Source organism: Cupriavidus sp. 22TCCZM01-5 (assembly GCF_057798915.1).
The window spans coordinates 148,311-164,094 of record NZ_JBYOJR010000013.1; the positions used below are offsets into that span (position 1 = coordinate 148,311).

At 61.6% G+C, this 15,784-nt stretch carries 12 protein-coding genes and 1 pseudogene; 4 read left to right on the top strand and 9 right to left on the bottom strand.

Annotation, left to right across the window (positions count from 1 at the left end; genetic code table 11):
• Window positions 1-253 precede the first annotated feature (253 nt).
• Window positions 254-841 carry a hypothetical protein gene (locus AC3FNH_RS14995; RefSeq protein WP_488720586.1) on the bottom strand — a complete coding sequence of 196 codons (588 nt, stop codon included), beginning with the start codon at window positions 839-841 and terminating at the stop codon, window positions 254-256.
• Window positions 842-1,031: 190 nt separating this feature from the next.
• Here AC3FNH_RS14995 and AC3FNH_RS15000 point away from each other — a divergent pair, with 190 nt between their 5' ends.
• Window positions 1,032-1,721, top strand: a complete 690-nt coding sequence (locus AC3FNH_RS15000; protein WP_488720587.1) for a lipid-binding SYLF domain-containing protein — start codon at window positions 1,032-1,034, stop codon at window positions 1,719-1,721.
• Window positions 1,722-1,870: 149 nt separating this feature from the next.
• Here AC3FNH_RS15000 and AC3FNH_RS15005 read toward each other — a convergent pair whose 3' ends face one another.
• The 4 genes from AC3FNH_RS15005 to AC3FNH_RS15020 form a co-directional block, all read right to left on the bottom strand.
• Entirely contained in the window at window positions 1,871-3,091 is a 1,221-nt protein-coding gene (locus AC3FNH_RS15005) for a DUF2252 domain-containing protein (RefSeq protein ID WP_488720588.1), read from the bottom strand.
• A gap of 267 nt (window positions 3,092-3,358) precedes the next feature.
• The gene (locus AC3FNH_RS15010; protein ID WP_488720589.1) at window positions 3,359-5,053 is read right to left on the bottom strand and encodes a SulP family inorganic anion transporter; all 1,695 of its coding nucleotides are present in this window, start codon (window positions 5,051-5,053) and stop codon (window positions 3,359-3,361) included.
• 513 nt (window positions 5,054-5,566) lie between these two features.
• On the bottom strand, window positions 5,567-5,737 hold the full coding sequence (locus tag AC3FNH_RS15015; RefSeq protein WP_488720590.1) for a hypothetical protein: 171 nt from the start codon (window positions 5,735-5,737) through the stop codon (window positions 5,567-5,569).
• A 267-nt stretch (window positions 5,738-6,004) separates the two neighbouring features.
• Window positions 6,005-6,223 carry a CHAD domain-containing protein gene (locus AC3FNH_RS15020; RefSeq protein ID WP_488720591.1) on the bottom strand — a complete coding sequence of 73 codons (219 nt, stop codon included), beginning with the start codon at window positions 6,221-6,223 and terminating at the stop codon, window positions 6,005-6,007.
• A 522-nt stretch (window positions 6,224-6,745) separates the two neighbouring features.
• Between AC3FNH_RS15020 and AC3FNH_RS15025 the strand changes: the two genes are divergently transcribed.
• A complete protein-coding gene (locus tag AC3FNH_RS15025) occupies window positions 6,746-8,089 on the top strand; it encodes a uracil-xanthine permease family protein (protein WP_488720592.1) in 1,344 nt (447 codons plus the stop codon).
• A 1,553-nt stretch (window positions 8,090-9,642) separates the two neighbouring features.
• Here AC3FNH_RS15025 and AC3FNH_RS15030 read toward each other — a convergent pair.
• From AC3FNH_RS15030 to AC3FNH_RS15045, 4 genes and pseudogenes are all read right to left on the bottom strand, one after another.
• On the bottom strand, window positions 9,643-10,638 hold the full coding sequence (locus AC3FNH_RS15030; protein ID WP_276102089.1) for a 2-hydroxyacid dehydrogenase: 996 nt from the start codon (window positions 10,636-10,638) through the stop codon (window positions 9,643-9,645).
• Between the two features lie 52 nt (window positions 10,639-10,690).
• Entirely contained in the window at window positions 10,691-12,283 is a 1,593-nt protein-coding gene (locus tag AC3FNH_RS15035) for an aspartate:alanine exchanger family transporter (protein WP_488720593.1), read from the bottom strand.
• A gap of 489 nt (window positions 12,284-12,772) precedes the next feature.
• Window positions 12,773-13,111, bottom strand: a pseudogene (locus AC3FNH_RS15040) (acetate/propionate family kinase); the annotation flags it as partial.
• Window positions 13,112-13,413: 302 nt separating this feature from the next.
• The gene (locus tag AC3FNH_RS15045) at window positions 13,414-13,581 is read right to left on the bottom strand and encodes a hypothetical protein (protein ID WP_488720594.1); all 168 of its coding nucleotides are present in this window, start codon (window positions 13,579-13,581) and stop codon (window positions 13,414-13,416) included.
• A 531-nt stretch (window positions 13,582-14,112) separates the two neighbouring features.
• Here AC3FNH_RS15045 and AC3FNH_RS15050 point away from each other — a divergent pair.
• Together AC3FNH_RS15050 and AC3FNH_RS15055 are read left to right on the top strand one after the other, a co-directional pair.
• Window positions 14,113-14,298: a DUF2188 domain-containing protein gene (locus tag AC3FNH_RS15050; RefSeq protein ID WP_276102092.1), complete on the top strand. Its 186-nt coding sequence runs from the start codon at window positions 14,113-14,115 to the stop codon at window positions 14,296-14,298.
• A gap of 761 nt (window positions 14,299-15,059) precedes the next feature.
• Window positions 15,060-15,784 (top strand): S1 family peptidase (locus tag AC3FNH_RS15055; RefSeq protein ID WP_488720595.1); only part of this gene is annotated, 725 nt, incomplete at its 3' end.

Sequence of the window (15,784 nt, forward strand, 5' to 3'; positions counted from 1 at the left end):
CCGCTCACTAGACGAGCCCTACTCATGGCCAGTGGTCCCCGAGCCGGCATACCATTTCTCGGGGTACGCGGGGGGAGACAGGCGATACAGGATCGCCATCGTCGATGGCAGACGCAGCACTGCGGACCGACTACAGTTGGAAACCCATAGTCATTACGGCCGCGAAGCCTGCAGGGCATGTCGTGGCATGGTCGCCTCCTTTCCCCCCTTAGGCAAGGCTGCACGGGCGAATCCCGGTGCCGCCTGCGAACAACTATTTGCTGGATTCAGGCTGTACGGAAACCGCCATGGCCTCCGTATAGACGGCCTGGACCCGGTCGCCCTTCTTGATCTGCTTGAGACGGTCCGGATCTTCAACCATCAGGTCTACCGTGCGCCCCTTCGGCCCCTTCAGCGTAACGGTCTTGGCCTCGGCGTTCACTGCGACGACATCGGCGGTGACAGTCACTTCCCGCCCGATTGTCCCGCCAGGTTTTGCTCCTGGCGCGGATCTGTCAGAGATCGCGCGCTCATGGCTGGACAATGGGCCGCTGCCCTTCTTGAGGCTGAGCGTCAGCGCTTCCCTGTACTCCACGGTGACGACATCGCCGAGCTTAAGTTGGTCGAAGTTCCTGGCTTCCTCGCCCACGACCAAGTCCAAAACCTTGCCCTGGTCTGTCTTCAGCGAGACTGTTCGTGTTACCGGGACAATCTTGACAATCTTGGCCGTCACCTTGGCGGTGCTCGTGGCGCTCACCTGTCCAGGAGCTTGCGTGACATCCACCTTCGTTTCAGGCTGGGCCCATGCAGCGCCGGCTACTGCCATCATCATGGCCACGCCCAGCAGTGTCTTCCTTCTCATGCCGCTCTCCTTCTTTTTATCGGGTTCGTCGTATATGGGCAGCGCACTGACCGAATCGCTTGCGTTTGCGTCACTTCCAGAACATGTCAGTGCTTCACATTAGTTTGTCCAAAACGCAATTGCAAACCCGACGCGAGCCCCTGGGGCATTGAAACGCGCGGTAGTTCGCGCGCGTCGTACCCGCTTCCGGGTGAACGGCATTACTCCCCGGTCGGAGGGTTCTCCTGAGCCATATCTCGCCTATCCTGATATCGAGCTACAACAAGCTCTGGTGCTGTACACGATGAATTTCAACCATGATGGAGAACAAATCATGCTTAAACGTCTGATATCGATTCTCACAGTCTTGTCATGGCTGTTACCGATTTCTTCTGCCTGGGCGGACGAGTATACGGACACGATCAAGCTGTTCAGGAATGCGGGAGAAAGTGGCGAGCTCCTCAAATCTGCTTACGGCTACGCCGTATTTCCTACGATTGGCAAGGGAGCTGTCGGCATAGGAGGCGCCCATGGCAAAGGCCGTGTGTACGAAAAGGGAAAGTATATCGGCGACACCTCGATGACTCAGGTCACGGTGGGCCTTCAGCTTGGCGGCGAAGCCTATAGCGAGATGATCGTGTTCGAAAATGAACAGGCGCTCAAGGAATTTACCGGCGGTAACTTTGAGTTTGGCGCCGATGCCTCCGCGGTTGCGATCACAGCGGCAGCGGGTGCGCAGACAAGCACAACCGGTACTTCCGCGCGTGCGAGCGCCGGCAAGAAAGACGCCAAAACTGCGGGTGGCTATCACAAGGGCATGGCGACATTTACCGTGACAAAGGGCGGCTTGATGTACGAGGCGAGCATTGGAGGACAGAAATTCAGCTACAAGCCTCGTTGACTCTCGCTACGGAGGGCAAGGATCAATGACTTTGTTCTCCGGGCTCGGCCAGAGTCGACCGAGTTGTCGGCAGCAGCGGCTGGGGCCGTCCGCGGGGCGAAACGGTCGGCAGCCGGCTATAAGGCAAGGGAGCGCGGTACTGCCAAGCTTCATTCGCGCAGCGCCTGCACCCTCCCTGACTTCACCGCCGCCTTCAGGGCCGACCAGTCCATTTCATTGCGCTCGGCGTAGGCAATGGCAAACTGCTGGATGGCTTCGTCGAACGCATCCGACTTGCCCACGTACCCAAGGATCATGGCCGGATCGCCGGCCTTAGCCATCGAATGGGCCAGCGCGTGCCCGCAAGACACCGCATACTCGCTGAGATCCTTCGCATTGAAGGTGTTGAAGTCGAAAGCGCCCTTCATGTCGCGCAACTGGCGCACGTAAAAGTCGTAGCCCGTTGTGCGCACCCTGGACCAACCGAGGAAGATGTCGCTGGACGACTGCAACAGGCGCTGCCCGTTCACGACTCGCTCACCGTGGTTGGGAAACTTGCTCGCTGGCAGGTATTCCTCCAGCACCGATGCACGTGCCTCCTTGACCTGCAGGAAAAGTGGACTTTGGCCATCCGCCATGAAAAGCGCTTCATAGCAGCGCGTGCCAACCGAACCCACGCCGACGACGCGCACCGCCGTGTCGACCAACTCGTAGCGATCAAACAGAGCGCGTACCGAACCCGTCACAGTCAGGCGATACTCGGCAAAGAAGCGCCTGACTGAATCGTCGAACTGCTTCGCTTCCTTCCGGTTCTTTACAGGAAAGTGATAGACCAGAGGCGGCTGCTCCTTGATACGCAGCTTGCCGTTGACAACTTCCGCGGCATGGCTCAGCACGAGCCGCGACGATTGCTGCCTGGCCCTGCTGATCACCGCCTCCTCCTTCTTCCGCTCATCGACTGTGTCCGCAATGGCCAGCATGCTCTCCGCACCGAACTGGTAGTACCAGACATCGAGCGTGTCCATCGCGCTGAACGTGGTCATGCACTCGCGGAAGGTCGCACACAGCCGGCGCACAATGGCGCGCTGCTCTCGCGTGCCAAGGCCGCGTTCGCGTCCGGCAATGACGAAGGATGCAGCCAGCCTGCGCACATCCCAGTCGAAAGGCCCGGGCAACGTTTCATCGAAATCATTCGGCCCGAACAGTACCCTGCGCTCCGGACTGGCGAACAAGCCGAAGTTTGCCAGGTGGGCATCACCGCCTAGCTGCACGATGATTCCCGAATTCGGCAACCGGGCCAGGTCGAAGGCCATCAGCGGCGCGGCCCCACGATAGAAGGCGAATGGACTGGCCACCATGCGGCCGTAGCGGATCGGTATGAGGCTTGGCAACCTGCCTGCATTGGAAGCCTCGAGCAGTGCAATCGGATCGCGGTCGGACAGCGTACATGTTGCAAGCTTGGCCCGCGGCGCAAGCTGACGTGCGGCCCTTCCAGCGTCGATACGCGATGTTGGTGAGCCGCGGCCACCAAACAGTTCGGAGAGATCCTCGTGCGCTTGGGCGGCATGCGGCTCTGCGTGCACCGCCGGCGACCTACCTTGTTGCACCTCGGCAGTCTTTGGCATGGCATGCCCTCGAAAGGCGCGTGACCTTGCGTGTCAACCTGGCCTGCCGGCAGGCTCCGGCCCTGATTCTGGCGGCGGCCGGTCACGCAGGGCCTTGATGGCGTCGTCCACGGTCACGAAAATCTCCTGATGCCCGGTTACACCACTAAAGGTGCGATAGCGCTGAAGTTCGTCCAGTACGCCTTCGGGAATCGCGACAGCGGCGATACCGATGCCGCGCCGCTCCAGTTCACGTCGAAGCTGCTCCAGCGTCTTGCCAGCGCTATAGTCGACGTTGAAGATTTGCGAGGCATCGATGACGACCCAGCTCACTTTCGAATCCGTCTGCTCGACCAGCCTCAGCACCTCCTCCATGAAGCGGCCCGCGTTCGCATAGAACAGATCGGCCTCGAAACGATAGGCGACGATGCCCGGCGACGCGAACAGGTCTGGCGCCACCTCATTTGCCGTCCACTGACCACTCGGGTGGGGTGTCAGCACACGGGTGCGCAGCCGGTAGCTATAGCGCGTATGGTCGATCAGGGACAACAGCACGGCCGCGAGGATGCCGTGCATGACGTCGACGAACACCACCACGCCCGTCGTGATCAGGGCAACGACGAATTCATCCTTCTGCAGATTGTAAAGCTCGGTCATGCCTTTCACGTCGATCAGCTTGACGCCGATCATGAACACGATTGCCGACAGGACGGCAGCCGGGAGGAAGCCTAGCGGCCCGGTCATGAACAGCAGCACCAGCAGCACGATGACGGCGGTTGTCAGGTGGGCGAACTGGGTTCGACCGCCTGCATCGTCGACCATCTCGGTCTTGGTCGGGCTCCCGTTGACCACGAAGGTGCCGGTCAGCGCGGCCACTGCATTGGCGCCGGCAAGGCCAACGATGTCCTGGTTGTCGTCGCCGCGCTCGTTGTAGCGGTTGGCGTAAGCCCGTGCGGTCGCGGCGCTTTGCGCGATGATGACGATGAAGCAGGAGGCGGCGGTTATCAGTACCTGTTCCAGATGGGCGAGATGCAGCGGCGGCAGCGACAGCGATGGCAATCCGCTGGGCACCTTGCCGACCAGCTCGATGCCGTGCTTCCCGAAATCGAATGCCGCACTGCAGGCGATCGCGCCGACCACGGCAATCAGCGGGCCGGGTGCACGCGGCGCGAAGCGTTTGCATCCCAGGATCACTGCCAGCACTGAAAACGACAGGGCAGACGTGACATAACTGGCTTCGCCAATGCGCTGAAAAACCGAGGCGAACTGCATGAGCGGACCATGTCCCTGTTTGGGCAGTCCGATCAGCCCGGCAAGCTCGCCAACAGCGACCTGTACGCCGACACCAGTCAGGAAACCGATCAGGGCGCTGCGGGACAGGAAGTCGGCCAGGAACCCCAGGCGAAGGATGCGCGCCAGAACCAGCATGACGGCAACAGCGAGTGCAACGGCGCTCGTCAGGCCGACATATTCCGGACTGCCAAGCGTCGCCACCGCAACCAGGGAACTGGCGAGGAGGGCTGCGGTTGCGGAATCGGCGGCGACAACCAGATGGCGCGACGCCCCCAGAAGGGCAAAGACCACCAGCGGCAGCAAGATCGTGTAGAGGCCCGTGACGGTCGGCGTGCCCGAGATCTTGGTGTACCCCATCACTTCAGGAATCCCCAGGGCGGCCAGGGTGATGCCAGCGATGATGTCGTGCGGCAGTTGCGCGCGATTTACCGGCAGCAGCCCTTTCAGGAGAGGCATGCGACTGTGGGGTGCCACGGTGGGGGAACTCGGCATGATGTTGTGCACCTCCATCCGAGGTTGCACGATCCGGCGCGTGCGGTCGCAAAGTCACTCGACTGACTGGCCCGCGGGTTCCCCCGCTCGGATCGTAAATGCGGAGGAATACTCTCGCCCCTGCGCTTACATCATAGCGTCACATTTGCGCAGGCATCGAGCAAGTTTGGCACACGCCGACCGGCGGACTCGATCATTGACGTCCGTTTGGCACGCGCCCGTGCGGGCCTTACAACTCGCTGCCCGCTTATCCCCGACTCGGGATCCGCGCAGCGCACGCCTGTGCCGAAAGGAAGGCTCCGACACAAGGTCCCAGCACGCCTATGGCGTGCGACGTTACCGTGGCGAGCTGGAGAATTCACCGACGAGCAGGAACAGCGCTGCCCAGATTGCCGTCTGGATGAGATTGCCAGGCAAGTTCTGCAGCGGTATGGCGCTGGCTCGCGAAGCGCAGCGGAGATTGCCTCGCCGGCAGACTCACTGGCACTGGCTGAGTGCTCCGGCCGCACCGCTGTCGCCGCCGCGGAAGCCCAGCCACGAGCCCGCTCCGGCGGGCGCCGCTCGCACGACGGCGGCTGCACCGCTCGGCGGCTGTTGCCCTGGAACGTAAACATCGAACGCCTGGTTATTGGCGAGCATGTATTGCATCCATACTTGCTGCCCTGAGCTTTGCGCCCACTTTTCCCCGATGCATTGAGCGGCAGCCATTGGCGCGAGTTTGCTTTCGCCAACGGCGCGGGTGTCCTGTGTTGGGGGAGGTGTGTATGGCGATGTTGCGCAACCCGCGACAGCGGTTGCCAACAGAGCGACGATAAGTAGACTTTTCATCTTATTAGCTCCATATCGAATCGCAAAAAGCACCGATGATGCCCGTTTGGGATACGGTTGTCATGCACCGGTGTGAGCAAAGATAGGTCAAGGCTCATGGCCGCACAAGGTGAGAGTCCGGAGACCGGACGAGGCAATCGCCAACCGTCCGGCGCTCCTCAGGGTGAAGCGGGCTTCGAGAGTCCGACTCGCATTCCCGAAGCTGTCAAGCGCTGAGCGCAATCGGCACAAGCCGACGCGCGTCTGATGCACGCTTTCTGGGTTGGCGCCATCGACTATGGCGCGTTCGTTCCCGGAATTCCGCATTTGTCATTCGCCAGTGACAAATGGCCCTCGCCCTGAGCATTCAGCCTGCGACGGTATGACTCTCTCTCTCCTTCTCTCGTCTCGGATGACCGCGTTCTGGCCGAACCGGCCACTATGCTCTAAGCGGTCGGATGTCCAGACGGGTCGTCTTCCGCCCTACGCGGACTGGTCCAGGAGGAACGCTGCGCTGTGCTCGGCGTCGGGCCGCAGCCCGCCAGTTACGGTCATCTGTCGAAGTCAGTCCTATGACCGTTGTGAGTCTGGAATGCGACACACGTCGCTCCCCCAACTGACCCGCACCCGCACCGGGCTTTCGCAGTTGCTCGCCTGCTCGCTCGCCGACGCCATCCATAAACGATCACCGCACACAAATCGGGCATTGCAACTCGTGCCAACGCCTTAGCATTTCATGCCAAATTGATAGTGGTGCCCGCCATGGGGCACATCACCACTCCCAAATACTGTCTCCAATTCGCGGTGATAAAACGGCTTGCTCACATAACAAAACGAGGAGACCGAAGAATGGAAAAATTGCTATACCAAGTCGAGGACCGCCCGCCGATCCTCACGACCACGCTTTTGGCCACACAGCATTTGCTTGCTGCGCTTGGCGGGATCATTGCCGTGCCTCTGGTGCTAGGAGGAGCCCTCAAGTTGCCGCCCGACCAAGTGATCGCGTTGGTGAATGCTGCGCTCCTCGGTTCGGGAATTGTGACTGTCATCCAGTGCAGGGGCGCAGGACCGATCGGCATTCGCCTGCCATGCGTGATGGGAACCAGCTTCACCTTTGTCGGAGCGGGAATCAGCGTCGGACTGGAGCATGGCGTGCCGGGGATTCTCGGTGCATCGCTGGCGGGTTCCTTGGTCATGATTGTCGGCAGCTTCTTCATGCCAACCATCCGCAAGTTATTTCCTCATACCGTGACTGGTGTGGTAGTAGCCATGATCGGCCTATCGCTAACACCCGTTGCCGTGGACTGGGCCGCTGGCGGCTTTGGCAGCAGCAACTACGGCGCCCTTGCAAATCTGTCGATTGCAGGATTCGTGCTGCTGCTGGTCATTGCATTTGTGCAATGGGGCAAAGGCATAGTCTCGGCATCAGCCGTCGTGCTCGGTATTCTCATCGGATACATGGTGTGCGTGTCGCTTGGCATGGTGGATTTCACCCAAGTCCGCAGCGCACCGGTGTTTGCGTTGCCGCAGCCAATGCATTTTGGAATGAGCTTCCCAATCTCCGGCATCGTTGCGATGTCGCTCGCGTTCCTCGTTTCTATTGTGGAAACCACCGGTACCTTCATGGCCCTGGGTGCGGCCACACAAACCTCGATGCCCGGCAAGAAGTTGGCTCGCGGCATCCTGTGTGACGGTATTGGCTCCGCCTTTGCTGCGCTGATGTCGAGCCCGCCTGTCACGACGTTTGCGCAGAACGTTGGTGTGGTGTCCCTGACCGGCGTCGCTAGCCGCGCTGTCGTAGCACTAACCGGCGTGATGCTTTTCTTGGCGGGACTTTTCCCGGTCCTTGGTGCCGTGGTGGTTACGATTCCGCAACCCGTGCTTGGTGGTGCTGGGCTGATGATGTTCGCGATGATCATCTCGGCCGGCATTCAGATGCTCGGCAAGTCGGAGCATACCAAGCGCAACAGCGTAATCGTGGCAGTATCCATTGGCTGCGGTCTCGCCGTTACCATGCGCCCGGAGCTTTTGTCAAAATTGCCGGCTTTCGTCAAGGAAGTGCTTGGCTCTGGCATCACGGTGGGCGCCCTTGTAGCCGTCGCGCTTAACCTCCTCTTGCCCGGTCGGCTGGCTGAGGACCTGGAAGGCGAGGAGGAAGGGAGTATCCACGACCTGGTTCAGCAAGAAGGCTGATCCGATGGCTTCCCACGCCTAGAGCCTACGCATCCCGGCCCAGCACAGCTCAAAACGAGCTTGCGGTATTCAGGCATCTCCAACAGTCACTGAGACCGCAAGCGCTTGCCAAAGCTCAGCATGTCTCACGCGCGGTGTGTACCCCCCCGCCCCGCGCCGGGCCTGACGGCCATGCCAAAGGCGATCGCGCCCCTGCGGAGGGGCCACTACTGGGCTACGCCCCATCCGCCATGGGGTCGACGGTCGACTGAGGGGCTGACTGTCGGACAGACGTTCGCCCTCCCCCTCAACATAACCTTCCCAGGAACCGGCAAAATTTCGATGTTCGGGCGCTATGTTCAATAGCTCCAGCACTTGGCCGAGCGGCGACCAACTACTGATCGCTCGCGTCATCATAAGACCCCAATCTTCGCCCGTCTAAAACACGTACGTTTATCGGCCCGTCTATGCGGTGCGGCAGCGCTTCTCACAGCGGATGCGGTAATGAACACCGGTTCGTCAAAACCCGGTCCCTATTTCTGCCCCAACCCCCGCAGGCCGGACCATGCGCGCTGGCATGTGCGCGGAGGAAGCGGGCTAAACTCATGGGAGTGTGCAGGCGTGTCCTTGCACCCATGTCGGAGAGAACACGACGGCTCGACGAAGCGGGTGCCAAACCGCTCGCCCACGCGTCAATTCGCCACCGAGGGATCCGTCAGCGCTCCGGAGTCCGCCGTGCCGTGAAGAGACTCTTCCGTCAGAATGCGGTCGGCGACAGATCCAAGCCGCCGCTCGAATCGATCGAAATGCGATAACGGATCGTCGAGGCTGGATTGAGCTTTACCTCCCTCTCCTTCAACCCACCGAGACACATTGCCGAAGTCTGAGCGCCAACAATGATCGTCCCCGGCTTGGCGTAGAACCGAGCTACTTCACCCGATCGGAGTCGGCCCACTTCCTTCCCTTCAACTGATAGGACTGTATCGCAAGCGCTGCCGTAAAACCCTTGATCTCGGGTCACGACTAACGTTGCAAACTCGCCGGGCGGCGGGCTTTGCAAACCGCTAAGTCTCTCTGAAGGTACCGGCGTCGCCTCACTCGCCGGTATGGGCGTGGTCGAGCATGCGGAAGCCAGCATTGTCACCACGCAGACAGAAAGGATTCTTGTTGGGATTAACACGTGGCTCTCCAGAATGCTCCACCGCATTGAGTGTAGGAACAAAGCGATGGTTGCGGGTCGGTTTTCCATATTTCCATGAGAATCCGGTTACCCCGCCGTCGTATCTGCGCCACGAATGGTAGGCCTCTTCCCGCGGCGCGTCGTCGCCCGGATGTTTGGCCCGGTGCTGTGTGCCAGTCCCGATTCGCTAGCCGCGCACGGCACGCTGCGCGATCCGTGCTGGCCGGCTGGTCGCAGTTGTTGGCCGTGGCGGTGGCCAGATTTGCCGGTGGCGCTGTATTCGTTCCCCCAGCATCTGGCGTCCCGAGTGCGCGCGATCGTGGATTGGGCGGCGGGCTTTTCGGGGAGCGGTTTGAGCCATTAGCGGGGCGCGACATGAGGCCGACGGCCGCGTTCAACTGGCGCGGACTTCGTTCGTGAGCGACTTGCCGCTTTCGAACTCCGTCACGCTGCGCAAGGTTGTTTCGCAAATGGTCATCACGGCTTCGCGCGTGAGGAAGGCTTGGTGCCCGGTCACGATCACGTTAGGGAACGTGATCAGCTGCTGCAGCACGGAGTCGTCGACGATGGTGCCGGATAGGTCGCGGAAGAACAGACCCGCCTCCTGCTCGTACACGTCGATCGCCAGCCCGCCGAGTTGCCCGCTCCTGAGCGCCGCGATGACTGCTTCCGTGTCGATCAGCCCGCCGCGACTGGTGTTGATCAGCAAGGCGCCTGGCTTGGCGCGAGACAGCGTTTCGGCATTGATGATGTGATGAGTCTCGGGCGTGAGCGGGCAGTGCAGCGAGATGCAGTCCGCGCTTGCGCCGATTTCTCCCTCGTCCGCGTAGCGTCCACCAAGGGCCTCGAATTCCGGGGATGGGTACTTGTCATAGCCGATCACGTTGCAACCGAACCCGACCATGATCTTCGCAAACACGCGGCCGATCTTACCGGTGCCGATCACGGCCACGGTCTTGCCGCACAGGTCGAAGCCCATCAGGCCTTCGAGCGAGAAATTGAAGTCCCGCGTGCGGTTGTAGGCCCGGTGGATCTTGCGGTTGACCGCCATCAGCAGGGCCACCGCGTGCTCGGCGACCGAGTTGGGCGAGTAGTCGACAACGCGCACTACCTTGATCCCGAGCGCCTGCGCGGCTTTCAGGTCGACGTTGTTGAACCCCGTGCAGCGCAGCGCGACCAGCTTGGTGCCGCCGCGTCCGAGCGCTTCCAGCACGGTCGCATCGGCCCGGTCATTGACGAAGATGCACACTGCGCCGTGGCCCGCGGCGAGGCCCACCGTCTCACTGTCCAGGGGAACTTCGAAGTACTTGAGCTGATGGCCTTCAGCCGCATTCGCGGCATCGAGATGTTGACGATCGTAGGACTTTGCGCTGAAGACGGCGATTTCCATGATGTGTCTCCGCGGCGAATCGCATGGCGCGCTTCGCCCAGGTTGCCCTGCACTATCCGCCAGCCAGTGTGGCGGCGACCTGTACGAACAGGATTTTCACGATGGTCATTGACGGGAAGATCATCGAGTAGCCGAGGTCGGGCCGGTCGGTGGGCGCAACGCGGTTGGCAAAGGCAAGGATGGCGGGATTGCCGGTCGCGCCGCAGATCACGCCCACCGCCAGGTCGAACGGCAGCCTGAAGACCCAGAGGCAGAAAATCGCAGTAATCAGCAGCAGGGCAAGCAGGATCACTACGCCATAGATCAGGAAGGACACCCCGGTTACGCCGATGGTGGCGAAGAACTTCGGCCCGGATGCAATGCCCACCTGTGCCAGGAAGATGGTCAGCCCGAAGTTGCGCAGGACCAGGTTGGCCGACAGCGGCATGGTCCAGACGAACGGTCCGAGACGGCGCACCCGGCCGAGCACGAGGGCGACCAGCAGCAGCGCCGCTAGCCCCAGCGCCAGCGTGCCGACGCCGGGAATCGGCACCGGGATCAGCCCCACCAGCAGCCCGAGGGCCGCGCCGATGCCGATCGAGATAAAGCTCAGCTCGGCGGTGCCCTTGATGGAGTCGCCGAACAGCGCGCGAATCGGCTTCATGTGGGCGCGATTGACCAGCAGGCCGACGCGGTCACCGAACTCGAGGGTGAGGTCATCGCGGGGCATCAGGTCCGCATCGCCGCGCCGCACATGGGCGATCGAGCAGACCATGCCCTCGGGAAAACGGATATCGCGCAGCGTGTGCCCGACCACGAGCCTGCTTGAGGCGAACACGCGCATATAGTCTAGGTCTTCGCGATGGCTTGTCATGCGGCCCGGCTGCAGTTCCCCGCACAGCGAAGTGGCTTCACGCAGCACGGCCGGGTCGGTGGCGGTCGCGAGCAGCACGTCGTTGGCCTGCAGGACCAGGTCGTCGGCGGACGGGTGGTTGTGGTGGGCGCGACGCACGGCGGCAATCGCCACCCCGTCCGGTAGGCGCGCTACCACCTCCGACAGCCGCACGCCGATAAACGCCGGGTTTGTCAGCGCAATCTCGGCGGTCTCGATCAGCTTTGGTGGCGGCCGCACGATATTCGGCTTGAGCAGCGCGGTGAGGGCATACAGAAACAGGATCGGCCCCGCCACGCCGACTGGGTATGCGACGCTGTAGCCCACCGCGGCGCCGTCGCTCTTCATCGCCGCCATCGCGGCCTGCAGGCTTGCCGTGCTGGTGCCCGCGCCGGCGAACATGCCTAGCGACTCGTCTAGCTTCACGCCGACCAGTGGCACCAACGCAACCGCGACCAGTCCGGAGCCAACCACGCCAAGGACCGCAGCGGCGTTGGCCTTGATGCCATCGGGGCTGGTCAGACCCTTAAAAAACTGCTCCCCGTACTGGATCCCAATGCCATAGAGAAAGAGCAGTAGACCTAAGGTGCCAAGGATGGCAGGCGGCGCGGACTTCGGCGCGAACCCGCCGATCGCCAGCCCCACGAACAGCACCGCGCCCGAACCGAGCGACACGCCCTTGATATTGATCTCGCCTACGACATACCCCAGTGCAACCGTGAGGAACAGTGTGAGCAGCGGCTGGGTTTCGAGCAATGTCCGGACTGCATCCATGGCAGCTCCTTTCTGATGGGCAGGAGCAAGGGGGCAGCGATAAGCAACTGCGCAGGGTCACGCGCGCACTGCGCGGACGGGGTCGACAGCCCTTGTTCCGGGCATGCGTTATCGAGTGCGGCTTGTATGAACCCGATCATCGTGACAGGCACTGGCCGGCACGGCGGCAACCACCGGAATGCCCCTCGAAAATATACGATGCGCCGCACGAATTCAAGAATTGAAGCGGCGCGGCAGCGGGGCTACCAAACTTCCCAGGATATCCTTCATGTGGGTTTTCATTCCGAACGCGGGCATGGCCATGACCGAGCACCACAGAGACGTCCCCTGACCCGCATGCGAACCAACGCTCGCGGCCACCTCCGCCTGCTGCCGTGCGTCGGTGGCCTGTTCCGCCTCCAGCCGGCGACCCAGTCTCCCGAACGCGCTAAGTTGCCCCCGGGGGGCCGGCGATGACCATGTCGCTCCCTTGGTCAGCGATTGTGGCGGTCATCGCTTCGGCGCCGCGATCGCCTCCCGGGTATGCCTGGCGATCATCAACTCCTCGTTGGTCGGAATTACCCAGACAGGCACCCTTCCGGAGGCCGCGCTGATGCGCGGTCCGTCGCTGGCATTCGTCGCGGGATCGACGCTCACCCCGAGCCATGTCGCCAGCCGGCATACGCGTTCGCGGATTGGCGCATGCTCGCCAATGCCGGCGGTAAAGACCAGCGCATCCAGTCCCTGGGCCGCGGCGGCCAGCGAACCAAGCTCCCGGGCAATACGGTAGGTGTACAACTCGACGGCAAAGTGGGCTTGCGTATCGTTGCTGGCGAGCAGCGCGCGCAGGGCGTGCCCAGGCCCTTCGAGCTGGCGCAGCGCGTCGACCGCGCGGTCCATGGCCACGCCGGAGCGTCGGGCGTGGCGCAGGCCTGCGCAGGTCCGCGCGGCCGTGCTGCTGCTCGCGCTGGATCATCACGTCGCGCAAGCCGTACGGCGTGGCCAGCGCCTGGCGGTGGCTGGGCAGCTCGACGGGGTCATCAACCCTGGGAGCAGGTCAAATCGACGTCACGGCCGCTGCCCTCCGTTGACGAGCCAAACCGCGTGTGCCGATGGTTTGGTGCTCTCTGCTCGCTTAAGCCGTGATGTGGTTATGTTTGGCGGCAGGGCATAGGAACGGTGGCCGTGGCCTTGCCCATGCCGCCCATGCTGATATTCATGTGCCGGTGCTCCTCCAAGATCAGGAGGTTGAGGGTGAAGGTGTAGGTCTTGCCCCGATAGATGACGCTGCTGTATGTGGCGTCTTTCGAAGAGGACATGGGAGATGAGTTCGGCTTCAGCCGCCAAGTATTCGATGGAACGCAATCGGACCTTCCGAAACGGCGTTTCCCGACTCCTTACCCTATGCGTGTCGGCCGATGATTTGCGGGCCGTGACGAAGCGCTGAATGACCGCTGTACTTCGGAAGCTGACGCCTGAGCGGTGCTGGGGCGAATGACGGCAGCGGGTCGTCTTCTACCCTACGCGGACTGGTCCACGAGGAACGCTCGGTGGTGCTCGGCGTCGGGGCCGCACCCGGCCAGGAAGGGTCGTTGCCCTCGCGATCCCTCGGTCGTTCGAACGTCGCTCCCCGCCAAGCTAATGGACTTTCGATTGGCCAGAGATGCATGCCTCATCATCGGCCGTTGCAGCTATTCGACTTGACTGAGACGGGCGGCCGTGAGCATGTTCAGCCAAGATTCCTGCACCTGTTGACACGGCGGACATTTGGCACGCCTGTAGGACGGCACCCGATAACCATCTGCTGCCCGCAGGTGTAAAGATGAATTAGGGGGGCAGGAGGACGCACCATGCCACGGAACATCCACGTGATGCCGCAGGGCGAGGGCTGGGTCGTCACCCGCGAGGGCACGCCGAAGTCGCACTACGACACTCAAGAGGAAGCTATTGCTGCCAGCTTGCGGATCGCTAACCGAGACGGCGTGCAACTCTATATTCACAGCCGGGACGGCAGAATCCAAAGGCACAGCACGTAAGCTACGACCCACCTAACCTCAAGGGCTGACCGTGCCGCCGCAAGGTCTCCACCGTCAGCGCGGTCATAGGCCCGCTCGAAGGCTTGGCCTACGACGAAAACAAACCTGATTCGCCAGTTGTGGGAGCGCTACATGCGCCCCATCCCCCGCTTAAGCTGCACAAGGATGGAGTAGCTTACCCGCCACGCATAGCCAAGACGACGTCTCCACCTTCAATCTGTGCGCTCCTTACGCGGGAAATCTGCGCGCGCAGACGCCGCCGTGACTGCCAAATTCGACGCTCAAGGATACTCAATCGGTGTGTCAGGAGCTGACCAGCTCTTTCTGCATGCACGGCCATACCGCAGTTTGATATGAGCGTACTTTGAATTTGGCTTCGTTTTCTTGGAATCTTCCATAATGCGAACAATCTGGTGGCGCGTGACGCCTCCAATGCCCCTGGACATCTGGCGTTGATATCATCGATACACGGCGAAGTAAGCTCCCCCGAGCTGCCACGGTCACTATCAGCACATTCCGCTGCTCCGACTGTGGCGCGATCTGGCCCTACCGCGAAGCAAAGGACAACGCTCCACAAGGCTGGTCGCGGGTGTTGAGCGAAGAGACAGGCGAAGGTAGCGCCTTGAACGCAAGTCTGTAGTGGATGGGTGCCAACGCCAGCACGATTTTTTCATGCAAGAACGGCGAATCGAATTGGCAAGCACTGAACCACGGCGCATTCCAACCATGTTGTTGAGCAAGCAGGGAGTAACCACCAAATCATGATCGAATCTATCCTGCTGGCCGTCACGCGCGTTGCCACATTCGAGGATCAACAAGCAAAGACAAACGCCACTGGCTTTTTCTTCAAGCGAGGGCAGCGTCTGTTCGTTGTGACAAGCCGGCATGTGCTGATCGACGAGCCGACCAGGCACTTCCCCGACCGGATCGAGATAGAGCTGCATGTCAATCCGGACAACGTGGCAGAGTCTATCGGCTTCTCAATTCCACTGTATCGCGACGGCAAGAGTGTTTGGCGCGATGGGCTCGATGGCGGCGGCGGTATCGACGTGGCCGTGATCGAACTCGACCGCACCGCTCTGCCGTCGAGTATGGTCTACCGGGCCTTTACGCCGACCCACCTTTACCGGCCACGCGACCTCATCGAAGCAGGCACTCCGGTGCTGATCGTCGGCTTCCCGCTGGGTTTCCATGACACGCTTCATCATTTGCCTGTCGTACGCCAGGCAGTCATCTCATCCTCGTTCGGCATGCGCTTTCAGGGGCATGGCTACTTCCTGACCGATGCGAGGACGCATCGCGGCACGAGCGGAGCACCGGTGGTCATGCGCATGCCAAGGACCGATGCATCCACGCGCATTCTGCCGTGGATGCTGCTCGGCACCCATTCGGCTAGACTGGACGTGGGTTCGCGGGACTTTGAACTGGACGAAGCCCTGGGCTTGAATTCCGCCTGGTATGCCGACATCCTGCTGCCTCTGACCGA